At 70.5% G+C, this 23,970-nt stretch carries 22 protein-coding genes and 4 pseudogenes; 11 read left to right on the top strand and 15 right to left on the bottom strand.

The features are described 5' to 3' along the window. Nucleotides 1-35: 35 nt before the first annotated feature. Both CR470_RS09865 and CR470_RS09860 read right to left on the bottom strand, forming a co-directional pair. The gene (locus tag CR470_RS09865; protein WP_097867189.1) at nt 36-692 is read right to left on the bottom strand and encodes a hypothetical protein; all 657 of its coding nucleotides are present in this window, start codon (nt 690-692) and stop codon (nt 36-38) included. Between the two features lie 186 nt (nt 693-878). Next, entirely contained in the window at nt 879-3,860 is a 2,982-nt protein-coding gene (locus tag CR470_RS09860; protein WP_179892198.1) for an AfsR/SARP family transcriptional regulator, read from the bottom strand. Between the two features lie 207 nt (nt 3,861-4,067). On the opposite strand from CR470_RS09860, the gene CR470_RS09855 reads away from it, so the two are divergent. Next, on the top strand, nt 4,068-4,550 hold the full coding sequence (locus CR470_RS09855; RefSeq protein ID WP_097867187.1) for a hypothetical protein: 483 nt from the start codon (nt 4,068-4,070) through the stop codon (nt 4,548-4,550). 90 nt (nt 4,551-4,640) lie between these two features. Here CR470_RS09855 and CR470_RS09850 read toward each other — a convergent pair. The 4 genes and pseudogenes from CR470_RS09850 to CR470_RS09835 all read right to left on the bottom strand — a co-directional run bounded on the left by CR470_RS09850 (nt 4,641) and on the right by CR470_RS09835 (nt 8,348). Beyond that, nucleotides 4,641-5,370: pseudogene (locus CR470_RS09850) on the bottom strand (SDR family NAD(P)-dependent oxidoreductase). A gap of 171 nt (nt 5,371-5,541) precedes the next feature. After that, nucleotides 5,542-6,942 (bottom strand): MFS transporter, encoded by a 1,401-nt coding sequence (locus CR470_RS09845; protein WP_257138541.1) that lies wholly within the window; start codon nt 6,940-6,942, stop codon nt 5,542-5,544. Between the two features lie 149 nt (nt 6,943-7,091). After that, entirely contained in the window at nt 7,092-7,676 is a 585-nt protein-coding gene (locus CR470_RS09840; protein WP_097867186.1) for a TetR/AcrR family transcriptional regulator, read from the bottom strand. A 108-nt stretch (nt 7,677-7,784) separates the two neighbouring features. After that, nucleotides 7,785-8,348, bottom strand: a complete 564-nt coding sequence (locus CR470_RS09835; RefSeq protein WP_097867185.1) for a hypothetical protein — start codon at nt 8,346-8,348, stop codon at nt 7,785-7,787. Between the two features lie 235 nt (nt 8,349-8,583). On the opposite strand from CR470_RS09835, the gene CR470_RS09830 reads away from it, so the two are divergent. Both CR470_RS09830 and CR470_RS39470 read left to right on the top strand, forming a co-directional pair. Further along, the gene (locus CR470_RS09830) at nt 8,584-9,180 is read left to right on the top strand and encodes an RNA polymerase sigma factor (RefSeq protein WP_097867184.1); all 597 of its coding nucleotides are present in this window, start codon (nt 8,584-8,586) and stop codon (nt 9,178-9,180) included. Beyond that, on the top strand, nt 9,177-9,995 hold the full coding sequence (locus tag CR470_RS39470) for a hypothetical protein (protein WP_097867183.1): 819 nt from the start codon (nt 9,177-9,179) through the stop codon (nt 9,993-9,995). Before CR470_RS09830 ends, CR470_RS39470 begins: the two co-directional genes overlap by 4 nt. Here CR470_RS39470 and CR470_RS09820 read toward each other — a convergent pair. Further along, nucleotides 9,986-10,324: a thioredoxin family protein gene (locus tag CR470_RS09820; protein ID WP_097867182.1), complete on the bottom strand. Its 339-nt coding sequence runs from the start codon at nt 10,322-10,324 to the stop codon at nt 9,986-9,988. The two genes, CR470_RS39470 and CR470_RS09820, sit on opposite strands and share 10 nt — an antisense overlap. A gap of 179 nt (nt 10,325-10,503) precedes the next feature. After that, nucleotides 10,504-11,643, bottom strand: a complete 1,140-nt coding sequence (locus tag CR470_RS09815) for a PucR family transcriptional regulator (RefSeq protein WP_097867181.1) — start codon at nt 11,641-11,643, stop codon at nt 10,504-10,506. A gap of 131 nt (nt 11,644-11,774) precedes the next feature. Here CR470_RS09815 and CR470_RS09810 point away from each other — a divergent pair, with 131 nt between their 5' ends. The 5 genes from CR470_RS09810 (at nt 11,775) to CR470_RS39465 (ending at nt 17,115) form a co-directional block, all read left to right on the top strand. Beyond that, on the top strand, nt 11,775-12,785 hold the full coding sequence (locus CR470_RS09810; RefSeq protein WP_097867180.1) for a ferredoxin reductase: 1,011 nt from the start codon (nt 11,775-11,777) through the stop codon (nt 12,783-12,785). 7 nt (nt 12,786-12,792) lie between these two features. Next, complete coding sequence (locus CR470_RS09805) at nt 12,793-13,911, top strand: fatty acid desaturase family protein (protein WP_097867179.1); 1,119 nt, start codon at nt 12,793-12,795, stop codon at nt 13,909-13,911. 363 nt (nt 13,912-14,274) lie between these two features. Next, entirely contained in the window at nt 14,275-14,946 is a 672-nt protein-coding gene (locus CR470_RS09800) for a lytic polysaccharide monooxygenase auxiliary activity family 9 protein (RefSeq protein ID WP_097867178.1), read from the top strand. A 122-nt stretch (nt 14,947-15,068) separates the two neighbouring features. Beyond that, a complete protein-coding gene (locus tag CR470_RS09795; protein WP_097867177.1) occupies nt 15,069-16,625 on the top strand; it encodes a PQQ-dependent sugar dehydrogenase in 1,557 nt (518 codons plus the stop codon). Nucleotides 16,626-16,941: 316 nt separating this feature from the next. Continuing rightward, nucleotides 16,942-17,115, top strand: a complete 174-nt coding sequence (locus CR470_RS39465) for a hypothetical protein (RefSeq protein WP_179892197.1) — start codon at nt 16,942-16,944, stop codon at nt 17,113-17,115. 201 nt (nt 17,116-17,316) lie between these two features. On the opposite strand, the gene CR470_RS09790 is transcribed toward CR470_RS39465, so the two are convergent. Both CR470_RS09790 and CR470_RS09785 read right to left on the bottom strand, forming a co-directional pair. Next, complete coding sequence (locus CR470_RS09790) at nt 17,317-18,696, bottom strand: FAD-binding oxidoreductase (protein WP_218923760.1); 1,380 nt, start codon at nt 18,694-18,696, stop codon at nt 17,317-17,319. An 803-nt stretch (nt 18,697-19,499) separates the two neighbouring features. Further along, nucleotides 19,500-20,150, bottom strand: coding sequence for a hypothetical protein (locus CR470_RS09785; protein WP_257138537.1), 651 nt, complete (start codon nt 20,148-20,150; stop codon nt 19,500-19,502). 139 nt (nt 20,151-20,289) lie between these two features. On the opposite strand from CR470_RS09785, the pseudogene CR470_RS41465 reads away from it, so the two are divergent. Next, nucleotides 20,290-20,586, top strand: a pseudogene (locus CR470_RS41465) (hypothetical protein); the annotation flags it as partial. Nucleotides 20,587-20,649: 63 nt separating this feature from the next. Here CR470_RS41465 and CR470_RS40410 read toward each other — a convergent pair. From CR470_RS40410 to CR470_RS09765, 4 genes and pseudogenes are all read right to left on the bottom strand, one after another. Continuing rightward, nucleotides 20,650-21,263, bottom strand: a pseudogene (locus tag CR470_RS40410) (nucleotidyl transferase AbiEii/AbiGii toxin family protein); the annotation flags it as partial. Next, nucleotides 21,260-21,607, bottom strand: coding sequence for a transcriptional regulator (locus CR470_RS09775; protein ID WP_097867202.1), 348 nt, complete (start codon nt 21,605-21,607; stop codon nt 21,260-21,262). The pseudogene CR470_RS40410 and the gene CR470_RS09775, both read right to left, overlap by 4 nt. Further along, nucleotides 21,608-21,766 (bottom strand): annotated as a pseudogene (locus tag CR470_RS41460) (DNA-binding protein); the annotation flags it as partial. Beyond that, a complete protein-coding gene (locus CR470_RS09765) occupies nt 21,763-22,011 on the bottom strand; it encodes a type II toxin-antitoxin system CcdA family antitoxin (RefSeq protein WP_097867175.1) in 249 nt (82 codons plus the stop codon). The gene CR470_RS09765 and the pseudogene CR470_RS41460, both read right to left, overlap by 4 nt. 156 nt (nt 22,012-22,167) lie before the next feature. Between CR470_RS09765 and CR470_RS09760 the strand changes: the two genes are divergently transcribed. Both CR470_RS09760 and CR470_RS09755 read left to right on the top strand, forming a co-directional pair. Next, complete coding sequence (locus tag CR470_RS09760) at nt 22,168-22,836, top strand: DUF998 domain-containing protein (protein ID WP_097867174.1); 669 nt, start codon at nt 22,168-22,170, stop codon at nt 22,834-22,836. A gap of 57 nt (nt 22,837-22,893) precedes the next feature. Then, complete coding sequence (locus CR470_RS09755; RefSeq protein ID WP_018489599.1) at nt 22,894-23,109, top strand: DUF4287 domain-containing protein; 216 nt, start codon at nt 22,894-22,896, stop codon at nt 23,107-23,109. Nucleotides 23,110-23,185: 76 nt separating this feature from the next. Here CR470_RS09755 and CR470_RS09750 read toward each other — a convergent pair whose 3' ends face one another. Beyond that, nucleotides 23,186-23,845, bottom strand: coding sequence for a sigma factor-like helix-turn-helix DNA-binding protein (locus CR470_RS09750; RefSeq protein ID WP_257138535.1), 660 nt, complete (start codon nt 23,843-23,845; stop codon nt 23,186-23,188). Between the last annotated feature and the right edge of the window lie 125 nt (nt 23,846-23,970).

The raw sequence follows: 23,970 nt of genomic DNA, 5'->3' as shown, positions 1-23,970 counted from the left end.
CCCCCCCACCGGCGTCAAGGCCGCTGAACCGGACCTCAGTTGGACCAGACGACCGGACTGTCGCTGTACGCGTCACCCTCGTCGAACTGGGCGGCCGTGACCGGCGCGCCCTTCGTGGCGGTGAGCGAGCAGGTCTCGTACGACGCGCCCTTGGTGGTGAACTCGCGAGGCGCGGTCTCCCTGTCGCACTTGCCCGGGATGTCGCCGATCAGCACGACGCCCGTGCCCGCGCCCCCTTCCAGCACACCGTCCAGCTTCAGCGACGCGTACGACAGGTCGGTGCCGCCGACGTTCTCCACCTTCATCTTGATGAAGTAGGGCGTCATTCCCTTCGCCTTGTCACCGAAGGCGGCCATATCGGCCTCGGCGCCCTTTTCGATCGCCGTGACGGTCACGGCGATGGTGCCCTTCTTGTCGCTCGTGTACGCGAACGGCAGAGTGGCCTTGTCGCCGACCTTGAGCTTCGTGCCCGGGGCGGTGGCGTCCCCCTCGCCCCCGGCCGGAGCGTCACTGTCGGCGCCGCCGTCGGCAGCGGGGCTCTCGCTGCTCGGCTCACTGGGCTCGGACGGGGCAGGGGCCGACGCCGGAGGTGAATCCTTCGCCGCGGGGTCGCTGTCGTCGCCGTTGCAGGCCGAGAGCCCGAGACCCAGGGCAACCACAGCGGCCGCGGAAACGATACGTCGCTTGTGCACTACTACTACCTCACTGGTTACGAGAGCCGCCCGATACGGCGGCTTCGAACGTTCGATTGTGGCGAGAGAGACCGACGCCGGGCTGAACACGCCGGAGCGGCTTCCCGACGGCGTTCCGTCGTTGACGCGCACGATGTCACATCCCGGAATACGGCGGGTACACGCCCGGAACACGAGCCGTGCGGCTCAGCGGATCCGGTCCCGCGCGGCGGCCGCCTCGTCGGCGAGTCGTCGTGCGGCGGCGGCGTCCCCCGCGGCGGCCCACAGGCGGGCGAGCTTTTCCAGTACGCCCGCGAGCAGGTACGGATAGTCGATTCCGCGGGCCACCTCGACCGCGCGTTCCCCCCGGCCGATCGCGGCCGGCAGATCGTGGGGACCGTACAGGCGGGCATCGAGCAGGTCGATGAGGACACGGGTCTCGAACATGGGGTCGTGGAGTGCGCGCGCGATCTCGACGCCTTCGAGGAGACGGTGGCGCGCCTCGGTGTACTCGCCCCGGGCCAGGTGGAGGCAGCCCCAGGCGTGGGCGGTGTAGAACGTCCCGGACGACCCGATGCTCCGGGCGCACTCGTTCAGCTCGGTGAACGACCCCTCGGCCTCCGCCGGCCGGCCGAGTGCGAGCTGCGCCTGGCCGAGCCAGTAGGTGTCGCGTGCGATCAGGGTCCGGATGCCCTGCTTCCTCGCCCCGTCGATGATCTCCGTGAGGACCGCCACCGCGCGTTCCGGTCTGCCCGCCTGCAGATGGGCGAGGCCGACCTGTGAGTACGCGTGCAGGGCCGCCGCCGGCTGCCCGCCCGCGTCGAGGCGCTCAAAAGCCTCGCGGCCGGCGGTGATCGCCTCGGTCAGCCGGCCGTTCGGCACGAGGAAGAACGGCGCGTTGCTCAGGGCCTCCAGATAGCCCCGCCGGTCCCCGATCCGCTCGAACAGGTCCATGGCCTCGGTGTTGGACTCCTCGGCCGGCCCGTACCGGCGCCGGGTGTAGAGCAGTCCGGCCATCGAGATGAGCAGTCTGGCCCGGCCCCGCAGGTTGCCCGCGGCCCTGGCCAGGCCCATCGCCGTCCCGTAGCACTCCTGCCAGTCGTCGAAGTACCGCTCCGTCTCGAACAGCGCGTGCCCGCCCACGGCCAGTTCCCAGCAGAGCTCGTCCCTGCCCAGTTCGGCGGCCTGCCGCACGCCTGCCACCAGGGGGACGCGTTCCGCGTCCAGAAGTTCCATCGGCGGTACGGAGGGTGGCAGGCTCGCCTCCACCAGCGCCGGCTGCCACCGGTCGGCGTCCCGCTGGAACATGTTCTGCCCCATGTGGTCGCGGTCGGCGATGTCCGTGAAGGCCAGGAGCGCGCTGAGGACGCGGACGACGGACCCGTCCCGGGCCTCCACCGGCTCCTCCGTCTCCGCGCGTTCCCGGGCGTACGCGCGGATCAGGTCGTGGAACCCGTAACGCGCCTGGCCGTTCGGCGTCCCGGTGACGTCGAGCAGGTGGACGTCGACCAGCTCGTCGAGGAGCTCCTGGGCCGCCCGCAGCCCGGTGTCGAGAGCGGCCGCCGCCGCCCAGAGCGGGAAATCGGGCGCCTCCAGCAGCCCGAGGAGCCGGAACAGTCGCCGTGCCCCGGGCCGGAGCCCCTCGTAGCTCAGCCCGAAACTGGCCCGTACTTCGAGATCGCGGTAGCGCAGGGCGTCCAGCCGGTGCTGCTCGTCGGCCAGCCGTGACACGAGATCCGCCGGACGCCAGTGCGGCCGGGACACCAGGAGCGCCCCGGCGATCCGCAGCGCGAGCGGCAGCCGTGCACACAGCCGTACCAGTTCGGACAGGTCCGCCGGGGCGGCCGAGGCCAGCCGGCCGCCCGTGCTGCCGCGCAGCATGGACAGACTGTCGGCCTCGGACATCTCGCGGAGCTCGACCCGGTGCGCGCCGCCGAGGCCGGCCAGCCGCACGCGGCCGGTGGCGATCACGCCACACGTACCGCTCGTCGGCAGCAGAGGCGCCAACTGCTCCTCGTCGTACGCGTCGTCGAGCACCACCAGGATCCGCCGCTCCGCGAGCAAGCCCCGGTAGAGGTCCGTGCGTTCCTGTGGATCGTCCGGCACCGCGGTGGCGGGCACACCCAGCGCACGCAGGAAGCGGCCGAGCACCGTGGCCGGTGAGACCCGCTGCGTCCGCGCGCCGTCCAGCGCCGCGAACAGCTGACCGTCGGGGTACGCGGACCTCAGCCGGTGCGAGGCCTGCACCGCGAGGGCCGTCTTGCCGACCCCGCCGGGGCCCGAGATCGTCACCGTCGCGGCCGGTTCGTCAGCGGCGCGGTCCGCGCGGAGCCGGGCCTCGATCTCCGCCAACTCCGCTTGCTGCCCGCTGAAGTCGCCGAGCGCCGGAGGCAGCATCCGGGCGACCGCGGCGCTCCGCCGGTCCTGTTCCCCGTCCCCGGCCCCCCGGTCCAGCGCGGGGTCCTCGCCGAGAACGGCCCGGTGGAGGTCCCGCAACGGACGCCCGGGTTCCAGACCGGTCTCCTCGGCCAGGACCCGACGGGCCTGGAGGTAGGCCAGCAGCGCGTCCGCCCGCCGGCCGCAGCGATACAGCGCGAGCATGAGCTGGGCCCACATCCGCTCGCGGAACGGGTGCTCCATCGTCAGCGCTGTCAGCTCTCCGAGAAGCTCGCCGTGCCGGCCGAGCCGGAGATCGACGTCGATGCGCTCCTCAAGCACGCCGAGCCGCAGTTCATCGAGGCGTGTGGCTTCCGGGCCCAGCGCCGGGAGATCGGCGATCCCGGCGAACGCGGGCCCCCGCCAGAGGCCGAGGGCCTCAGTGAAGAGCCGCCGCGACCGATCGCGTTCACCGGCAGCCAGCGCCGCCCGGGCCGCGACCGCCAGGTCCTCGAAGCGTGCCGCGTCGACCTCGGCACGGTCGGCCCGCAGCACGTAGCCACGGCCCTCACGGGCGATGCGTCCCGGGTCGCCCAGGCGCTGCCGGAGCCGGTGGACGTAGGTCTGCACGTTCTTGGCGGCGCTCTTCGGCCGGTCCTCGCCCCAGACCGCTTCCACCAGCGCGTCGTCGGAGACCGGCCGGCCCGGCCGGCTCAGGAGGACCGCCAGGAGCACCCGCCCTTTCGGCGTGCCCAGTTCCAGTGGCAGGCCGGCCCGCCGCACGGTCAGCGGACCCAGTACCCCGAAGTCCACAGCTGCCCCCCGCCTTCGACGGCCACTGTAACGGCCACCGGCCGCGACCGGCCGGACGGAGGCGCCGGGCGGTACGGGCGGGCGGTAGCGCGTGCGGATCCGGCGGGCGGTACGGGCCGGCCGGTGTGGGTGGGGCTGATGCTCCGGGATCCGCGCCCGCCAGTAGAGTTCGATGCTTGTTCGATTCGATGCGAGGTGGGGGGACGGATGGTGGGCGCACAACTGAGAGACACCGCAGAGGAGTTGGCGGCGGTGTTGTGGCGGGAGCACACCGTGTACCGGGAGCGGTCCGGGGGGATGGTCATCCGGGGCGAGCACGTGCGGCGGTGGATCAGCCTCGCCCCGGCGGGCGGCCGGGACGAGATCCTCGTACGCGCGGGGCGCATCCTGGACGGCGGCACCACCGCGCCGGCGCGTTCGGAGGCCGTGGTGCCCCTCTCCGCCGGTACGGGCGTGCTCGCCACGACCTGCCGGCGCCTGCTGGCCGACGCGGCCGCCGATGCGTCGCGGCCCGCGCCGGACCGGGCGGACACCGGGCGGCCCCGGGAGTCCCGGAAGTCCCGGAAGTCCCGTCGGTCCGCGCGGCGGAACGGCGGCGGCAGGCACACGAGTTTCAGCTCATGGGTGATCCTCGTGTGCGTCGCCGCCGTGATCGCCCTGTTCGCGTACAGCTCCGCGATGCACGGCTGACCGGCATCCGGCCCGCGCGGGGCGTCGGCCGGCAGTGACGGGCCCGCCCTCCGGTGGGCCGGTGCCGGCGGCACCGGCCCGGGAGCGCGGTCAGGCGGAGGAGCCGCCGTCGATGACCAGGTCGCTGCCGACCACCCGCCGCGACCTCGGCGGTGGAGGAGACCCGGCCCAGCGGCGACGCGCCCTTCATCCGGGCGGCCCGGTCGGCTTCGGTCTCGCCCGGCTGCAGCGACATGGTGGTGGCGGTCGCGCCGGGGCTGACGACGTTGATCCGTATCCCGTCGGCGATGTGGTCCAGGGCGGCGGCCCGGGTCAGGGCGGAGACGGCCGCCTTGGTGGCGATGTAGCCGGCCACGCCCGGGATACGGCTGTGCGCGCCGAGGTTGGAGGCGATGTTGACGATCGCGCCGCCGTTGGGCTGGTCGCGCATCCGGGCGATCTCGGCCTGGAGGCTGAGGAACACCCCGGTGACGTTGATGTCGAGCAGGGTGCGCCAGTCCTCCTCGGAGAGGTCGGCCATGGCAGCGCCACCCCGGAAGACGCCCGCGTTGTTGACGGCGACATCGAGGCTCCCGAAGTGTTCGACGGTGCGGTGGACCAGCGTCCTGACGTCCTCGGCGCGGGACACGTCCGCGGTGACCGAGACCGCCGATCCACCCTCCTTCCCGATCAGGGCGACCGTCTCGTCGAGCGACGCGGCGGTACGGCCGGCCGCGACCACCGAGGCCCCTTCGGCGGCGAAGGCGAGCGCGACGGCCCGGCCGATGCCGGATCCCGCGCCGGTGACGAGGACGGCTTTTCCGGTGAAGCGTGCAGACATGGTGATGACTCCCTTGGACGGCGCGTGGTGCGCGGTTACGTGGCCACTTGGCAACGTGGTCACTGGGTAACGGGGTGGCTTGGCAGCGGGGTGGCTCGGTCGCTCGGCAACGGGGTGGCTTGGCAGCGGGGTCGCTCGGCCGCTCGGCAACGGGGTGGCTCTGTTGCTCGGCTACTCGGTGCGGAGGCTGATGACCGCGGCGGCGGTGAGAAGGACTGCCGTCGCGGCGAGTGAGGTGCTGTCGGAGCCGAGCGTGAGCAGGGCGGCGAGGACGACGGTGGGGCCCAGTTCCATCGCGGTGTTCATGACGCCGCCCGCGAGCCCGGTCCGTCGCGGCTCCACCCCGTCCGTCGCGAGGACAGAGGCCGCCGCGAAGCCGGCGGCCGCGCCGGCCGGCAGCAGGAGCAGGCCGGGAAGAAGCCCGTACGCGTAGGAGTGGTGGGGTTCCAGGCCCGTGAACGCGATCAGCGCGAGACCCGTCGCGGCCACCGCCAGTCCGGCGGTGGTCATGGCCGGTGCCCCGTACCTGGCGATGAGCGGGCGCGCCGTACGGCTCGATACGAGCAGCGCCACCGCGAAGGGGACGAAGCCGATGGAGGTCGCCAGGGCCGACCAGCCGCGGTCCTGCTGAAGATGGAGCGAGAGGACGGTGAACGTGGTGGCGGTCCCGGCGGCCGTCAGGCCGATGGCGGCGAGCGCGAGGGCGCGGCGGCGGTCGCGGAGGAACGCGGGGGGCAGCAGCGGGTCGCGCCGACGGCACTCGACGGTCAGGAAGGCCATGAACAGTGCGGCCCCGGCGAGCAGGGGAACCAGGACGGCCGCCGATCCCCAGGGGCGGGCCTCGGTGAGGACGAGGCCGTAACTGGCCAGGGTGATCCCGGCGGTCGAGAGGAGTGCGCCCGGCAGATCCAGGGAGCGCCCCGTGCCGGCCGGGGTCGCCGGCAGCAGCCGCGGCGCGAGGACGAGGGCGAGTGCGGCGACCACGACGGGGACGGCCAGGGCCAGCCGCCAGGATGCGAGCGCCGAGATGACTCCGGAGAGCAGGTTCCCCGCTGTGGCGCCGATGACCGAAAGCCCGCCCCAGGTGGCCATCGCCCGCCCGTACGCGGCGGGTTGGGGGAAGGCCGCGCGCAGTACGGCCATGGCCGCGGGTGCGGCGAGGGCGGCGCCCGCACCCTGCGCGAAGCGGGCGGCGAGCAGAGGCTCCGGCCCCGGGGCGAGCAGCGCGGCGAGGGACGCGGCGGCGAACACGAACAGCCCGGCGGTGAGGGCGCGACGCCCGCCGAAACGGTCGGCGACGCGGCCGCCGAAGAGCAGAAGCCCGGAGAAGGCCAGCCCGTAGGCGGAGGTGAGGAGGATCAAGTCGGTCCGGTCGAGCGAGAAATCGCGGCCTATCCGGGGCAGCGGCACGACGAGCGAGGTGAGCGTGAAGAGCAGCGACATCTGGACGACGCCGAGCAGCGCGAAGGCAGGGCCGGGTGCGGGCCCGGGTGGGGGCGCGGCCCCGGCCCCGGGTGCGGCCCCGGCCGAGGCGGTCGCGATCGTGGTGTTGCAGCTCTGCGGTCCGGCCACTTCTCCCCTGATACTTGACTGAACGTTCTGTTATGAGGCCGTGAAAACACCTCCCGCAGGGGGTGTTGTCCGGAGGTGCTGTCCGGAGGTGCTGCCAGGAGGTGCTGTCCGGACGTGTTGCTCAACCTTCCTCCCGCGGGAGGCGGTGTTCAGTCGAGCAGACTCAGTGCCTGCTCGGCGGCGTCCCGTGCCCGGCCGGGTCCTGTCGACGCCTTGCCGACGACCCGCAGGCCCTGCATCAGCACCAGGAGCATTCGTGCCAGCGCGCGCGGATCGCGGTCCGCGGGCAGCTCGCCCTGCGCCTGGGCCCGGGTCAGCGCCGAGTGCAGCAGCGTCTCGAAGTGGTCCCAGCTCGCCTCGACCCGGCGGGCCGCCGCCGGGTCGTGCGGGCCCAGCTCGGCGGCCGTGTTGGTGATGAAGCACCCTTTGGCGCGATGGTCGTCGGCGTTCGCCTCGGCCGCGAATCGCCGCACTGCCGTACGCACGGCGGGCAGCGCGGGTCCCGGTTGGGACAGTTCGCGCAGCAGGTCCGAGTCGCCGTTCTCGCTGTACCGGTCCAGCGCCTTCAGGTACAGCTCGTGTTTGTTGCCGAAGGTGGCGTAGATGCTGGCGCGCCCGATGCCGAGGTGTTCGACGAGGTCCGCCATCGAGGTCGCCTCGTAGCCGCGCCGCCAGAACAGCTCAAGGGCTGACTGCAGCGCGGCTTCCGGGTCGAATTCCTTGGTTCTGGCCACGGTCGAATCCTAGGCGATAGTGAAACGATCGGTCAAATACCGTCTCGGTGGTGGCGGTCGGTACCCGGCGGAGGGGGAGCGGAGCGGACAGCTCGCGGATGGGCCGCGTCAGCGCGTGGCGTTCCGCTCCGCCGACCACACGGCGGACCGGTGAACCGCAGGACCCTCGACGTGGACCGCACCCGCCGCATGAGCGGCCCAGAGCAGATCACCGCAGCCGAAGAAGGGCTCCCCCCAGCTGTCCACCCAGATGTGGACGCGGGACGGTCCGATCCGTGTGGCGTCCCACCACTCCCAGCCCCGGGCGTCCTCGTCGGGGTCGAAGCGGTGCAGCCAGTCCCGCAGTTCCCACGGCCGGCCGCCCCCGGTGTGCTCCACGTACCCGTCGCGGCCGGCCCGCGCGAACTGCGGGGCCCGCTCCTCGTTCCCGGAACTCACCGCGACGAACCAGTCCGGAACACCGTCGACCGGCAGGCTCTCGTGCTCGAAGTCCGCGGTGCCGCCCAGCCGCACGGCGGCTGAGAGCACCGACCGCAGGCGCCGTTCGTACGCTGCGGCGTCCCCGGAGACGTCAACGACGAGAAGCGAGAGAACGGGCGGCGCGTCGTCGGCGCTCGGGCCGCCCCGGAACCGCTGGAGCTCGGCGGCGAGGCTGTCGCTGGTGTGCAGCATGTGCGGTGATGCACCCTATCTCGGACTACGCGGCCGATCCGGTCGAGCCCGGCCGATCCGGTCGAGCCGCACCGATCCGGTCGAGCCGCATCATGGTGCTTCCAAGATGTCCGATCGCCTCGATGGCTCCGATCGCTTCGAAGGCGGACCGCTTCGAAGGTGACGTTTCTCCGCCTCCGAACGCAGAGATGATGGGGCGGATCGGGCGGGGCGTTGGTACGGAGAGGGAAGTGCGGTGGTGTGCGACGCGGAGCTCGGCGCTGCTGTTGAGCGAGCTCAACAAGGGGACGGCGAAGGGTTCGCGATCGCGTACAGGCTGGTGCAACCGGGCCTGATCGGTTACGTCCGGGGGCTGGTCGGCGACGATGCCGAGGACGTGGCCTCCGAAGCCTGGCTGGAGATCGCGCGTGACCTGGGCCGGTTCCGTGGCGACGGCGCGGGTTTCCGGGGCTGGACGGCAACCATCGCCCGTCACCGTGCCCTGGACCATCTCCGCAGGCAGAAACGGCGCCCGCGTACCTCACTGCTGGAACAGGACATGCTGGAAATGCCGGGCGGACACGACACGGCCGCCGCGGTCCTGGAGAAGCTCTCCACGGAGCAGGCTCTCGAACTGATCGGCAGCCTGCCGCGCGACCAGGCGGAGGCGGTTCTGCTGCGCGTGGTCGTCGGGCTCGACGGGCCGGCGAGCGCGCGGGTGCTGGGCAAACGCCCCGGGGCCGTTCGCACCGCGGCACACCGGGGTCTGAAGGGACTGGCGGGGAAGCTCACCCGGGCCGGAGCACGCGGGGCGACACCCGGGGCACAGCGCACGCTGAAGGATGAGGCATGAATCCCGAACGGGCAGATCCCCTTCCCCCGGAGCTGGAGACGCTGTTCGACGTGGCGAGCCGCCCCGGCGCCCTCAGTCCGGCCGCCGAGGAGAAGGCGCTCCGCGCGTTCCGCGCAGCGCATGAGGAAGGCGCGCACGCGGCGCCGCCGCGGTGGCGGCGCAGACGGGACGACTGGCGGCCGGCCGACGAACGCCGCCGGGCGCGTTCGCTCAAGGCGCTGCTGGCGGCTGTCGTCACGGCGGCGGCGCTTGGCGGGGTCGCGGTGGCGGCGGGGGACGGCGCCATCCCGTTGCCGTTCGGTGGCGGCGGCGTGGAGCCGAAGCCCGGGCGGAGCGCGCCCTCGATACCCGGCACGGCCGAGGAATCGCCTGGTGACGGGCGTTTGGACCGGGCGCCACAGCGTTCGCCGAAGCCCTCCCCGTCGGCCTCCCACACGTCGCCCGGGAAGCGTCCGGGCACTGCGCGGGACACCGTCGCGCACTGCCGCGCCTACCTGGCGGCAGGAGAGGGGCGGGGCAAGGCGCCCGGGGACGCGGCGACCCGCCTGCTTGAGGAGGCAGCGGGCGGCCGGGAGGCCGTACCGGGCCACTGCGAGCGGCTGTTGGCGCCCGAGCCGCGGGAGAAGAACGGGGCGAACAAGAACGGGGCGAACCGGACGGAGAAGAGCCCGGAACGCCCCGGAGAGCCAGAGCTGCCCGGAGAACCGGAGCTGCCCGGAGAACCGGAGCTGAAGGACCGGCCGGAACCGCAGGGCCCGGGCGCAGCACGCGGCCCTCAACGCGGTTCGGGCGCCGCAGCGGCCGCTCAGAGGTGACCGTCCAGGAACTTCCGTACCTCGTCGATGGTCATGGGCCCCGTGCCGTGCGCCACCGCCTCTCCTTCCTTCAGCAGGAGGCAGGACGGGGCTCCGATGATCTCGTATCGCTCGGTCGCCGCCGGACAACGCGTGATGTCGGTGCGGACGACCGTCAGGCGGCCCGTGCAGTCGTCGGCGATGTCGCCCATGACGAGGTCCATCACCCGACAGGGCTCGATGGCCTTGGGCCATGCCCCGGTGAAGTACGCGAGGACCGGGACCCTGCTTCTCCCGAGGATGAAATCGAACTCCGCGTCCTCACGAGGTCGGTGAACCAGCTGTGCCATGGAAGCTCCTGACCTCACGTTTCGTACGGCATCCCATCATCCCTCGCGCGGTGTGCCAGGTCGGTCGGCCCCGGTCGGTCGTCCGGCTGACCGGTCGGGAGGGAGGCACGATTCTGGACGCTCGCGGACGCGGCGGTAGACGGGTGAGGGGTGACGGGTGACGCGTGAGGGGTGACGGGTCAGCTGACCCGGAGACCGACCGCCAGCGTCAGTTCAAGGACCCGGTTCGGTGATGCGAGATCGGGAAACAGCTCCCGCAGCTGCGACATCCGGTACCGGACGGTCTGGGGATGGACGAACAATGCCGCCGCCACCGCGTCCCGCCTGCCCTGGTGCAGCAGCCACGCCCGCAAGGTCTCCTCCAGCCGTCGTGCGGTTGCGGCAGGCAAGGTCTGCAACGGTGCGAGGGCTCGGGCCCGCAGGTCTGCGAACGCGTCCGCGTCGGCGCTGAGCACCAGGTCGGGCAGGTGGTCCTCGGTGTCCCGAATGTCGGAGGAGAGCGAGCGCGCGCGTACGGCTCGCGCGTACGAGGCGGACGCACGCGTCCATGGTCGGGCCGGGCCGACCACGGCGGCGCGGTCGGTCAGCTGCCGCAGGAGGCGCGATCGGTCGGCATCGGGGACGAGGAGCACACCGGTGGCATCCGGCAGATCGTCGAGGACGAGGGTGCTCGGGTCGAGTGTCCGGTAGGCCGGCCGGGCCTGGTCGGCGGGCAACAGGACGGCGGTCAGCGAAACCGGAGGCTGCCACCTGGCCCGTTGACCGGAGGCCAGCAGTACGTCCGGGTTCGCGCCGGCGAGGAGGTCACGGGCCAGGTGCTCCAGATGGCGCTCGTGGGCTCTGCCCCGGGCGGCCAGCCCGTCGGCGTGGCCTGCGGCGCTCGCGGCGGAGAGCTCGTCGATGTAGGCGAAGGTCAGCTCGGCGAACTTGGCGACCTCGGCGGCGGGCAGACCCGCGGGTACGGCACCCGCTGCGAGGCATCGCCAGGCGACGCGGGCGCCGACGCGGTAGGCGCTGAGCAGGGCGTCCATCGAACGGCCGTCGCGTACCTCGCCGCGGCCCAGCTCGTAGGCGGCGTCACCGGCGTCACCCCCCGTGGCGTCCCCGCTCGCGAGGTCCAGGTAGTGCCCCAGGGCGGTGCGGACGGCTCTGCGGATGGTGGCGCCCATGCGACCCGAAAGGGCATTGGCGTAGGGAGGGACCTCGTCGATGATCGCCTGGACGACTTCGTCGGCGGTGGTCCTCAGTGCGGCCCGGAGTGCGGTGACCGTTGCTTCATCCAGAGCCAGTTCGCTGGCCCTCCGGATTGCATAGCTCATTTTTTGTTCCCTGCGAACAATTCGGTCGACCAGTTTTACGTCCTGTGGTCAGGACTTTACGCCGTGAGGCGCAGCAAGCTGGAGTCATGACGAGCGCAGCCCTCCGTAGCAGGGCGTGGAAACTGCTGGAGATGGTCACGACGCCGCTGCTGCCGTCGGACTACCTCGACCTGGTCAGCCCGCTGCGTGCGGGTGCTGACCTGTGCGGGCGCATCGAGGCCGTGCACTCCGAGACGGGTGACGCCGCGACTGTCGTGATCAGGCCGGGGCGGGGCTGGCGCGGCCACACAGCCGGTCAGTACGTGAGGATCGGGGTCGACGTCGACGGAGTGCGCCTGTGGCGTGCCTACTCGATCACCTCGCCGACGGACCGCCGGGACGGCCGTGTCACGATCACCGTGAAGGCGATCCCGGACGGCAAGGTCAGCAACCACCTGGTCCGCAGGGCGAAACCGGGCACGCTGGTCCAGCTCGACCAGCCGACCGGTGACTTCGTACTGCCGCAGGCCAAGCCCGCCAAGGTGCTCTACCTGACGGCCGGCAGCGGCATCACGCCCGTGATGGGCATGCTGCGTGACGTCGAGCTCGACGACGTCGTCATGGTCCACTGTGCGCCACAGCCTCAAGACGTGATCTTCCGCGCCGAACTGCACGGCCTGGTCGCGGACGAGAAGCTTCGGCTCACCGAGGTGCACACCGACACCGACGGCATGCTCGACATCGCGCGTCTCGACGAACTCGTGCCCGACTGGGCCGAGCGCGAGACCTGGGCCTGCGGGCCCGCGGGTCTGCTCGACGCCGCCGAAGAGCACTGGGCCGAGCACGGCGTCCAAGAACGCCTGCACACCGAGCGGTTCCGCCCCAGCATCGTCGTCGCCGGTGACGGCGGTGAGGTCACGTTCAGCGCCACCGGCAAGACCGTCGACGCGGACGGCGCCACGCCGTTGCTGGACATCGGCGAGGAGGCCGGCGTGCTCATGCCCTCCGGGTGCCGCATGGGCATCTGCTTCGGCTGCGTCACGCCGCTCAAGGCGGGCGCCGTCCGCGACCTGCGCACCGGCGAGATCACCGAGGCCGAGCCCGGCGTCCTCATCCAGACCTGCGTGTCCGCCGCGGCGGGCCCCTGTGACATCGAACGGTAGGAGCACCTTGACCGCCATCGACCCCACCGCCCACCTGACCGCGGAGCAGATCGAGGAGCTGGGCCGCGAGCTGGACGCGATCCGTGACGAGGTGATCGCCGGCCGCGGCGAGAAGGACGCCGCCTACATCCGTAGGGTCATCTCGGCGCAGCGCAAGCTTGAGCTGGTCAGCAGGGGTGTGCTGCTGTTCTCGATCTTCCCGCCCGCGTGGGTTCTCGGCACCGCCGGGCTGTCCGTGGCGAAGATCATGGACAACATGGAGATCGGCCACAACGTCCTGCACGGTCAGTGGGACTGGATGCGGGACCCGAAGATTCACTCCACCACCTGGGAGTGGGATCACGTCTCGCCGTCCGATCAGTGGAAGCACTCGCACAACGAGCTGCACCACACGTACACCAACGTGATCGGCAAGGACAACGACCTCGGCTACGGCATCATGCGCGTCGACGAGGACCAGAAGTGGCACCCCTTGCACCTGGGCCAGCCGCTGTGGAACTTCCTCAACGCCTGCTTCTTCGAGTACGGCATCGCGGCGTACGACCTGGAACTCGGCAAGAACCTCCCCAAGCACCGCCGCAGGAGCCCGGAATTCCGCGCCCGGGCCAAGGCTGTGGGACGCAAGATCCGCAAGCAGGTGCTCAAGGACTACGTGATCCACCCGCTGCTGTCGGGCCCGTCGTTCCTCCCCACACTCGCCGCCACGTTCACCGCGAACCTGGTCCGCAACGTCTGGACCCACTCGGTGATCATGTGCGGACACTTCCCCGAGGGCGTACAGGTCTTCGAGCGCCGGTCGATCGAGGGCGAGACACGCGGCCAGTGGTACCTGCGCCAGATGATGGGATCGGCGAACATCAGCGGCAGCAAGGCCATGCACTTCATGACCGGCAACCTGTCGCACCAGATCGAGCACCACCTGTTCCCGGACCTGCCGAGCAACCGGTACGCCGAGGTCGCGGTGAAGGTGCGCGCGCTGTTCGAAAAGTACGAGCTGGAGTACGTCACCGGCCCGCTGCCCAAGCAGGTGTTCTCCGCGTGGCACAAGGTCTTCCGGCTCGCACTGCCGAACAAGCAGCCCAGGGTCGAAACGCCGGACCGCGAGCGGGATCTCGTCCCCGCCTGAATCCCGGCACCGGTTCGGACTCTCTTCGACAGATCCACGGGGAGGGCACGGGCTTGCGCATCGCCCGGCCCGATCACAGCCGACGCCGCGGCTCGACGGGCAGGCCGCCAAGGAGGCAAGCCGTGAGCGGGGCGTCGTCGCCGGCGTCGTGAACACGAGGATGCCCGCCTTCCTCGCGCCACTGATCGCCACCGGTCGGTCAGGTCCCCGACCACGCGGCGGACGCTTTGCGCCATGCGGCGTTGAAGTGGCGTGAACAGATATTGCCCGTCCCGCCCCGCCCTGCGCACTGTGGAAGCGCGGGAGCGCTCCCACACCTCGATCCCGCCGGGTTCCCCGGCCCCCCCACCGAAGGAAGAGATCATGCATTGTCATGTACGCGACACTAGAATGTGGCGCATTCCCACGCTCGTCCTGACCACCGTCGCAGCGGTGCTTCTCAGCATGACCGCCTGGAGCGGCACAGCCGTGGCGCACGGGTCGGTCGTCGACCCGGCATCTCGCGCCTACGACTGCTGGCAGCGCTGGGGCAGCGATTTCCAGAACCCGGACATGGCACAGCAGGACCCGATGTGCTGGCAGGCGTGGCAGGCCAACCCGAACGCCATGTGGAACTGGAACGGCCTGTACCGCAACGGCTCCGGCGGCAACTTCCAGGCGGTCGTACCGGACGGACAGCTGTGCAGCGGCGGTCGGACCGAGGGCGGTCGCTACAACGCGCTGGACACCGTGGGCGCGTGGAAGACCACCGACATCACCGATGACTTCACCGTCGAGCTGTACGACCAGGCCAGCCACGGCGCGGACTACTTCAAGGTCTACGTCAGCCGGCAGGGCTTCGACCCCACCACCCAGGCGCTGGGCTGGAGTGACCTCGAACTGGTCGCGGAGACCGGCAGGTACGGGCCCAGCCAGAACTACTCGATCCCCGTGAGCACGTCCGGCTACACCGGCCACCACGTCGTCTACACGATCTGGCAGGCATCGCACATGGACCAGACGTACTTCCTGTGCAGCGATGTGAACTTCGGCTGACCTCACCGCTCACCGGGGGATCCCGCCGGACGGCACACGCCCGGCGGGACTCCCCGTAATCCCGACACCCCTTCATGTGCCGACGCCACCGCCGCGCAAGCGTCCTCGACTCCGGAGCCGACATGTCGCGACACCGCTGGACCGGGCAGCTCCTGCTGGCCCTCCTGTTGACCGCTATCACCGCATGGCCCGCCGCCGCCCAGCCCCTCGCGACAGCCCCTCCCGCGACGGCGGCCACCACACCGGCCGACGCGGCGACGGACTCCTCCACCGTCCCCCTTCCGTCGCTCCGCGCGACCACCACCCAGGTCGCGCACGGACTGAGACGGCCGACCGCCGTCGTCGCACCCGATGACGGCACGGACCGCCTGTTCATCACCGAGAAGTCCGGAACCGTACGGGCCTACCACCCCCGTACCGGCCTGGCCCCGGAGCCGCTCATCGACATCACGTCGGCCGTGGACGAATCGGGCAACGAGCGCGGCCTGCTCGGCATCGCCGTTCCGCCCGACTTCGCCGACAGCCGCAGCGTGTACCTGGCGTACACGGCACTGCCCGACGGTGCGGTGACCGTCGCCCGCTACCGGCTCGGCGATTCCCGCCTGGAGGTGCTGCTCTCCCAGCCGCACGCCGAGTTCAGCAACCACAACGGTGGCCAGCTGGCGTTCGGCCCGGACGGCCACCTGTACTGGAGCATCGGTGACGGCGGCGGTTCCGCGGACCCCCTCCGTGCCGGGCAGCGACTGGACACCCTGCTGGGCAAGATCGTGCGCATCGACGTGAGCCGCAGTTGCGGCCGGCTCCCCTACTGCGTTCCCGCGGACAACCCCTTCGTGGACACCCCCGGCGCCCGCGAGGAGATCTGGCTGTACGGGCTGCGCAACCCGTGGCGATTCTCCTTCGACAGCGTCGACGGCTCGATGTGGATCGGCGACGTCGGCCAGGGCCGGTGGGAGGAGGTCGATCACATCAGCCCCGGACAGGGAGGCCTGAACCTCGGCTGGTCCTGCTACGAGGGACTGGAGAAGTTCAGCGGCGGCGACTGCGACCCCGGCGAAACGTACACCCCGCCGGTCTTCACCTACTCCCCGTACACCGGCGGCTGTTCGGTCATCGGCGGTCACGCCTACCGGGGCCGACAGCACGCCGACCTCGTCGGGGGCACGTACATCGCCACCGACTACTGCTCGTCCACCGTCTGGGCGCTGCGCCCCGATGGCGAAGGCGGCTACGAGCAGGCCGAGATAGGGGAGATGCCCACCCAGGTGACGGCGATCGGCACGACCGTCGACGGCGAGTTCTACGTGGTCAACGACCTGCCGGGCGGCCTGCACCGCGTGTCCTTCGCCCAGGAGGAACCCACCTGCCGAGTGCACAGCACCGTGCGGGCCTGGGGCACCGGTACGACGGTCGACCTGACGGTCACCAACACCGGCAGCACTCCGGTGAACGGCTGGACACTGAAGTTCCCGCTGGCCCTCGGGCAGACCGTCACCTCCGACTGGAACACCGACCTCACCCAGGGAAGCAACACGATCACGGCCGCCAACACTTCGCACAACGCCACGATCGCTCCCGGCGCGAGCATCACCCTCGGCTATCTCGCCACCCACACCGGCGACTCGTCGTCACCGCCGCGGTTCACGCTCAACGGGGACGCCTGTGCGGTCGGCCGCTGAGATCAGCTGCTGCGACCGGATTTCGTCAGCGCGGCCCTGGAGGATCATGAGCGACTCGGCTTCGAGCCCAGGGACTCCAGGGCCTATGGCTTCGTCCTGAAGCGATAGGTGGAGCCGTCTCGGTGCGAACAGCTCGGTGCGGACGTCGTCACGGCTGCGGACCATGTCCGCTGAGGACGAGGACGTCACGATGGCGACCCCGCTTCTCGGCGACCGCGGTCGTCCGCGTCGCGGGACGTCGTGAACGCCTCCAGGGCGCCAGGATCCGGCGTGGCGCCCGGCAGGATCCGGACGCCGGGACGGTCGGCTTCCGCGAATGCTCCCTGCTGCCTGCTCCTGCTCCCTGCTCCGGGCGAAGGAACGCCGCCTCACCCGGAGCAGGGAGGAGCGCTACCACCGCCTCCTGCGGCTGCACATCCTGCCCACCTCCGACGGCCAGGACCTCGACCAGATCACCGCGCCCGGGGTCCGACCGAACGGGCCGCGCTGACCTACCGGCACTCCGACACCGACCGGCAGCGGAGGTGGCCGCCGGCCTCGATCAGCTCGTACGGGCACGGCGGTGCACGGCGGCGGAAACGCAGGCGGCTGGCACGGGTGCAGCACGCGACACTCCCTTGGACGGTGCCTCGGGTGAGCCCAGCCGCTCAGGTACGTCCATTCCCCTGTCCCATGCGGACGCCGGTCACCCCTACGGCTTGATGTTCTGGTTCACGTGGAACAGGTTGCTGGGGTCGTAGGCCCTCTTGACCTCTACGAGGCGTTCGTAGTTGCCCCGGTAGTTGGCCCTGATCCGGTCCTGGTCGTCCTCGGCCATGAAGTTGATGTACCCGCCTTCCTCCGAGTGCGGAGCGGTGGCCTGGTAGTAGTCACGCACCCAGGCGGTGTTGGCCTTGTTGTCGGCAGGGTCCGGCCACATTCCGGCGATGACGGTGGCGAACGTGGCATCCCGGTAGGCGAAGGCCGTGTCCTGCGGTGCCACGCGGTGGCAGGCACCGTTGATCGGGTAGATGTGCACCGTCGAATTCATGGCGGGCAGCCGAGGCCCGTGATCGAGGTGTGCTGTGATCGCCGCATCGCTGAGTTCTGTCACGAAGTTGGCCTTCCAGTAATGCTGCAGGCCGGGCGGCACCAGCGCGTCGAACGCGCTGTTGAGCGCGGAGTACGGCATCGGGCCTACGTGCTCGGCAACCACCGGTGCGATGTCGCGGAACCGCTGGACGGCGCGCTCTCCCTCATCCATGGGGCCGGCCCAGCACGCGACGATCAGGATGAAGGTGTCGCCGTGCCGGTTCTCAGGTATGAACGGCAGAGGTGGGGCGATCTGGAAGGCGGGGAAGCCGCCGAGTTCCTCCGGGGCGTCAGCGATGAGTTCGCGGAACGCACGCAGAACCGTGCCGGCATCTTCCAACTCGTACAGGATGGGCCCGCCATAGATGTCCTTGACCGGACTGAGCCGGAACTCGAACGATGTCACCGCGCCGAAGTTGCCGCCGCCGCCGCGAATGGCCCAGAAGAGGTCGTCGTGTTCTTGCTCGCTCGCGACGAGTAGCTTGCCCTCCGCAGTCACCACATCGGCCGAGATCAGGTTGTCGCAGCTCAGGCCCAGGCTGCGGGTGAGGTATCCGATGCCGCCACCGAGGGTGAGCCCCGCGACGCCGGTGGTGGAGACGATCCCGCCCGTGGTCGCCAGACCGAACGCGTGCGTCGCCGCGTCGAAGTCGCCCCAGGTCGCTCCGCCGTCCACACGCGCGGTCCGTCGCTCGGGATCGACGCGGACGCCTCGCATGCCGGACAGATCGGCCACCACACCGTCGTCGCAGGTCCCGAAGCCGGGCACACTGTGCCCACCACCACGCACCGCGAGGTCCAGCTCGTTGTCACGTGCGAAATCGACCGCAGCCATGACATCGCCCGCATGGGCACACTGCACGACGGCAGCCGGTCGCCTGTCGATCATGGCGTTGTAGACCGTGCGCGCCTCGTCGTAGCCATCGCTGTCAGGAGTGACTACCGGCCCCCGTACGCGTTCCCGCAACCGTTCGATCGATGAGTTGTTCACCAACCTCACTCCTTGCGCGTCGTTGCCGCGAGCTCCCGAGATACCCAGCCCTCAGCACCGATATCGGCCCATGCTCCCCGGGCCACTCTCCGACCCGGCTGCGCCTGGCCTGGTTCCCTTCCACGCTACGCCCATGAGTCGGATGCTCAACTCGACAGCCTCGGGAACATCCACGCGGCACCAACGGTAAGGACCAGGTCGGCGGCATTGGGCGACTCGGAGGGTCTCGCCGCCCGGCACCCCCGGTGGCCGGTCTTGTATGTCCGGGATCAGAGGTCAGTGAGCGATCCGCCCTCCTGCGGCGCCCGTGGCCGGAGTTGAGCGTGATCGCTGAGGGCCCGCGGCTGTGTACTCGCCCTGAGGGGCGAGGCTGGGGCGATGCCGCGGAGCCACCGGGAGCAGTGCAGGGGATCCGCCGGACAGCCGTGCGCCACGGGCCCGGTTGGCCTGGAGAGATCGGACGCCACGTCCGGAGGCGCCCGGCTCTCGCCCGCGGGGGGCCGACCCTGCCACCATGACGTGCGTCCAGCCGGCCGACGGCGAATTCTGCCCCGTGCAGCGTCCCGCTGTTACCTCTCTCATAAACGCCGGCTGCCGGCCCGTGGCGGTGTCCTCACGAACGCCCCCCGGGTGCTTCCCGGCGACGTGTCCGGGAGAAGACGATCGCGCGGTCGACTCCGGAACGGTGTCACTGTCCTCGGCCAACGAAACCAGTCGTCCCCCGCGAGCTGACCTGCGGCGACTGGCTTGATTGGCAAGGGATCACGTGATGGCGCCCTTGTCCGTCGACACCGGGACGTTGGGGCGGTCGCCTAGCACGCGCTGCCGACTGTCGACGGCATCAGCGGCCCGGCCGTCGCCGACCTGCGTCGGCGCCAGTACGCGTACGTCAGGATGCCGAGCATGGGGCCCCACAGGACCAGAGGGACGTAGGAGGCATAGAAGTAGACGGTCTCCCAGCCGCCGGCCTTACTCGGGAAGTTGGCCGGCAGCGGATCGCCGTTGGTCTTGGACTGGGTGACCGTGGTGATGATCGCGATGACCGTGAAGACCAGGGTCAGGATCGTCGCCCCGATCGTGGCCGGGACGACCGCGGCGGCCGTCGGTACCCGCCGCCCGCCCAATCCCGGCATCCAGCGCGGGAACACCTCGCCCCAGCGGGCGACCAGCCCGACGGCCGTGAAGGCAAGGACCTCGGAGATGAGGGTGAGGAGGACGACGTAGCCGTTCATCGCCCAGTCCGCGATCGACCCGCCACGCTTGTCCGCGGTGAACAGCACGCCCAGGCGCCAGATCCCGGACGGGAGCACCACCAGCGGCACTGCGTAGGCGACTCGGCGGGCCCAGCGCGGGACCCCTGCGACGGGCTCGTGCGCCGCACGCCACGTCCGAGGCAGACGGCCCTCGCTGCGAGGCGTGTTTGCTGCTTCGTCGGTGGTCGTGGTCGGCCTGGCCTGGAACATATGCGCTCCTCACGTCCACGGGCCGGATCGGCCCGTGCGCTTCGAGACTCGCAGCAGCCGAGGCCCGTCAGGATCGCTCCGCAGCCCGAACGTCCTCCGCCGGGCGGGCGAGCACGAATCCGGACGCTCCGCCTCGGGGATGACGGGTCACCGGAGGACGACTCGTCCGAGCGACCAGGTTCACTGGGTGCGGCGCAGGAACTCATCGCGATCACCTGTGGATGGAGCGTTGATCCATCTCCGCGCGGACGTGAACCGGACCTGGAGCGTGTCGCCCCTGGAGAACACGGGCGGACCGTCCTTAAGAACGAGACCGAGGATCGGCACGTATACGCACCTCTACGTGGGGCCGCTCACGAACCTGCCGGCGCCGCTCGACCCACTGCTGCGAGAGGCCGCGGACTTCGAGGCTGCGGGGGTCCTTATCGCGCCGAGGGGCCTCGGGCGGCTTGTCGACCCGTACGACGGCGGAATCGACGCAATCACCGCGACTCGCGCCCTGTGCCCACTGTCGCAGTCCGGTGATCGCTTGTTCGTCGAGTCCGTAGGCGGCGAATTCCGTGTCGTCGATCCAGTCGGCTCCCATCAGCCGCGCTTGGAGCTCGCTCAGGTCGAAGGAGTCGCGGGCGTGGCGTCGACCGAGATCTTCGGGTTCGATATGGCTCCAGCGGTTCGCGGCAGCCCGTACGTCGATCAGGCCCCTGGCGAGTCCGAGGTCGAAGAGTGCGCGAACTTTGGTTCCGACGACATCTTCGAGGGACAGCACCAACCCGTGCTCGGTGTTGTACGGGCGGTGGCCAGAGCGCTTCCTTGAGGATGTCGACCTCGCACTTCTCGTGACTGACGGGATCGGTGACGATGAGGCGTGCGGAGAGCGGGTCTGTTTCCAGAGCGCTGACCCGCCACCCGTGTTGTTCCAGGCCGGCGCGCACGGCAGCAGCAATGTCCTCCATGCGATCGGGGTTCTCGGTCGCTACGTCGAGGTCCTGGCTGAGCCGGTCGACCAGGCCGTGCGCCTGAACTGCGTAGCCGCCGGTAAGCGCCAGAGGGTAGGCACCGCCCACGGCGAGTACATCAGCCAGCAGGGGGACGGTGCAGGTCCGTGAGTTTCACGCAGCAGTCTGGGCGCTGTGAGCCAGCTCCTCGAAGGAGTGTTCCCAGACTTCACGGACATCACGGCTGGTCAGCGTGCGCAGTGTGGGCCACAAGCTGACGAGGAGGCCGCGGTTGAGGTACCGGACCAGGTCGTCATGCTGACCCTCGGCCAACACGATGCGGTAATAGCTCATCCGCAGCCGTGGCTGGTCGAGGTCGAACATGGTCAGCCCCGACCATGCCAGGTGAAGTGGCAGGCGCACCGTGCCGTGCTCGGGGCCGACAAGCTCGGAGAGTGCTGCGGGCGTTCGCCGGGCGAACTTGGCACGGCGGAGATCGGAAGGACTGGGCTGTGATGCCATACGTCGATCATCCATTTTCGCGATGGCTTTGGCCCCGATCGCCAGGACGGCTCCCATGCCGTGGAAGATCCGCAGCATCGAGAGGAGCTTGCGGTCCTGCGCGACCCAGGCGGAGAGCCCTTGCGAGTCCAGGACGACGGTTTCGATGCGCTTGCTCACGCGGCGTCCGCGTCCGTGGAGGGGCTGGTCGGGTCGAAGATCTTCCCGTGCGCCTCGGCGAGTTCCTCGTCGGTGAAGGGTCCGTGCTCCTCCTCGTGGCGGCGGAGGTCGTCGCCCAGGAGCTGGTGCCGGATCTGGCGGGCTACGGCTTGTGCCACGTAGCCGGAGACGTTGTCCGTGAGCTTGCGGAGCTCCGCCGCCTGGTCGCTGGGGAGGGTGACGGTGATGCGAGTCGTGGAGGACATGAGTCCAGCATGCTGGAGTATGCGCGGGGTGGCGGGCTTGCCCTTGAGGGAACTCAACCCGCCGTTATGTGAGCTAGGGCACACTCCGGAGGGCGATCATCTTGCCGCTCGTCGTCGGTCTTATGGGTGACACCGTCGCAACGAGGAAGGCACGCCATGACCGGCACGTTCACCACACCTGGCCGCATCCACTCGGTAGCCACCATTCAGCGATCCACGGCGCGGTCGCTCATATTCGGTGGTGTCGTGGCAGGTCCACTGTTCCTCGCGGCCGGGCTCGCCCAGGGCCTCACGCGCGACGGCTTTGACTTCACCCGGAACGCGATCAGCCAACTCGCTCTGGGCGGGTCCGGCTGGGTTCAGACGCTGAGTTTCGTGTTCACCGGAGCGCTGCTGGTTGTCGGCGCGGCCGGGCTACGGCGAACTCTGCACAGAGTCCCCGCCAAGAGGTGGGCACCGGCCCTGGTCGGTGTGTTCGGCCTCTCCTTCTGGGCCGCAGCCGCCTTCCCGGCCGATGCCGGTGCGGGTTTCCCCGCAGGCTCCCCGGACGCGACGGTGATGAGCGGGCACGGTGTAGCCCACATGGTCGCCGGGATGATCGGCTACGTCGCTCTGTGTGCCGCGTTCGTTGTTCTGGCTCGTCCGCTCGCCACCCAGGGCCTCCGGGGCTGGGGCGTGGCGTCGCGTGTCATGCCTGTGGCTGTCCTCGCCGGGTTCATGGCCTCTGCCGCGTCGGTTCTGGCGTTTACCGCCAGTGCCGGCCTCGGTCTGTTGTGGCTGAGCGCGGTGATGGCGCGGCTGGCCGGCGCTCCGGGCGACCACTAGCCAAACGCCGTTCTCGCCGGTATCACCAACATGATCACGATACGAAACGGAGCATGCATGACCGACAACGCCGTGAAGGGCCCTGCCAGCTACTTCCCGTCCATCGAGAAGAAGTACGGCCGTCCGATCGCCGAGTGGAAGGGGCTCATTCGTTCCTCCTCGCTCACCAAGCACATGGAGCTGGTCGGCTGGCTCAAGTCCGAGCACGGACTCGGCCACGGCCATGCCAATGCCCTCGTCGCCCACACTCTCGCCGAGGACAGCGCCAAGTGATCAGGTCGGGACGCCGAGGCATGCTTCACCGCTCAGGTATCCCGGCAGGCCGGACAGAGGAAGGAGGAGCGCGGTGTCACGGAATGCCGTGATGCTCGCGATGCGGTCGCCGGAGAACTCGAGGACTTGGAGAGCTCAGGGCTCGTAGCCGGTCCCGTCCGTACGGGGCCGGTGCTGGCCGAAGGCGGGGGGGGCCGTTCGCCACGGTCGGGACGAGTCGTGATCCGCGGCAGCCGATGGCTGGCCCGGTCAGCCACGATGCGATGTCGGCCACTCCGTGCATCCACTGCGCGTACGGCGGAAGGGACAGTGTGGCGTCGACGTGGATCAGCAATCCCAGCTCCTCCATGTCGTACCGGGAGAACGCCGTGGCGTACCGGTCGGCCAGGACCTGCTGGGTGCCACCCGGCGCCGGGAGGCCGAGTTCGCCGGCCCTGTCCCGGCGGTCGGCCAGAGTGGCGTGGGCCCGCTGGAGAGCGCTGTTGGCGAAGGCGAGGGTGCAGCCGTGCAGGTCGGCGACCTCGCGGGCTGAGAAGCCGAGGACATCCCGCAGGAGCAACGTGGCTCGCTGCTTGGGCGGCAGGTGCTGGAGCGCCGCGACGAAGGCCAGCCGCACCGACTCGCCGGTCATCGCGGAAGCCGCCGGATCGCCACCGGGCAGGGGGCCGATCCACAGCGCGCTGTCAGCCGGCGCGCCTGGAGGCGCGGCGCCGTCCGACGGCTCGGACAGGTCCATCGGCAGCGCCCGCCGCCTCCCGGCAGCTAGGTTCTGTCGTCAAATGTCACGCCCACATCAGGAGTGATGCGAGGGTGACGGCTGCTTCATAGGACTCGGCGGTCTTGTCGTACCGGGTGGCGATC

The sequence above is a fragment of the Streptomyces sp. rh34 genome (assembly GCF_002551245.1).
GTDB lineage: Bacteria > Actinomycetota > Actinomycetes > Streptomycetales > Streptomycetaceae > Streptomyces.
This window is presented reverse-complemented; position numbering and strand designations above follow the sequence as displayed.

Coding starts and splice junctions, on each gene's coding strand:
- CR470_RS09800 (WP_097867178.1), top strand. CDS start 14,275: ATGCATTGTCATGTACGCGACACTAGAATGTGGCGCATTCCCACGCTC.
- CR470_RS09795 (WP_097867177.1), top strand. CDS start 15,069: ATGTCGCGACACCGCTGGACCGGGCAGCTCCTGCTGGCCCTCCTGTTG.
- CR470_RS09755 (WP_018489599.1), top strand. CDS start 22,894: ATGACCGACAACGCCGTGAAGGGCCCTGCCAGCTACTTCCCGTCCATC.
- CR470_RS09785 (WP_257138537.1), bottom strand. CDS start 20,150: ATGTTCCAGGCCAGGCCGACCACGACCACCGACGAAGCAGCAAACACG.
- CR470_RS09750 (WP_257138535.1), bottom strand. CDS start 23,845: ATGGACCTGTCCGAGCCGTCGGACGGCGCCGCGCCTCCAGGCGCGCCG.
- CR470_RS39470 (WP_097867183.1), top strand. CDS start 9,177: ATGAATCCCGAACGGGCAGATCCCCTTCCCCCGGAGCTGGAGACGCTG.
- CR470_RS39465 (WP_179892197.1), top strand. CDS start 16,942: ATGCTCCCTGCTGCCTGCTCCTGCTCCCTGCTCCGGGCGAAGGAACGC.
- CR470_RS09810 (WP_097867180.1), top strand. CDS start 11,775: ATGGTCACGACGCCGCTGCTGCCGTCGGACTACCTCGACCTGGTCAGC.
- CR470_RS09765 (WP_097867175.1), bottom strand. CDS start 22,011: ATGTCCTCCACGACTCGCATCACCGTCACCCTCCCCAGCGACCAGGCG.
- CR470_RS09835 (WP_097867185.1), bottom strand. CDS start 8,348: ATGCTGCACACCAGCGACAGCCTCGCCGCCGAGCTCCAGCGGTTCCGG.
- CR470_RS09855 (WP_097867187.1), top strand. CDS start 4,068: ATGGTGGGCGCACAACTGAGAGACACCGCAGAGGAGTTGGCGGCGGTG.
- CR470_RS09820 (WP_097867182.1), bottom strand. CDS start 10,324: ATGGCACAGCTGGTTCACCGACCTCGTGAGGACGCGGAGTTCGATTTC.
- CR470_RS09760 (WP_097867174.1), top strand. CDS start 22,168: ATGACCGGCACGTTCACCACACCTGGCCGCATCCACTCGGTAGCCACC.
- CR470_RS09815 (WP_097867181.1), bottom strand. CDS start 11,643: ATGAGCTATGCAATCCGGAGGGCCAGCGAACTGGCTCTGGATGAAGCA.
- CR470_RS09775 (WP_097867202.1), bottom strand. CDS start 21,607: ATGGCATCACAGCCCAGTCCTTCCGATCTCCGCCGTGCCAAGTTCGCC.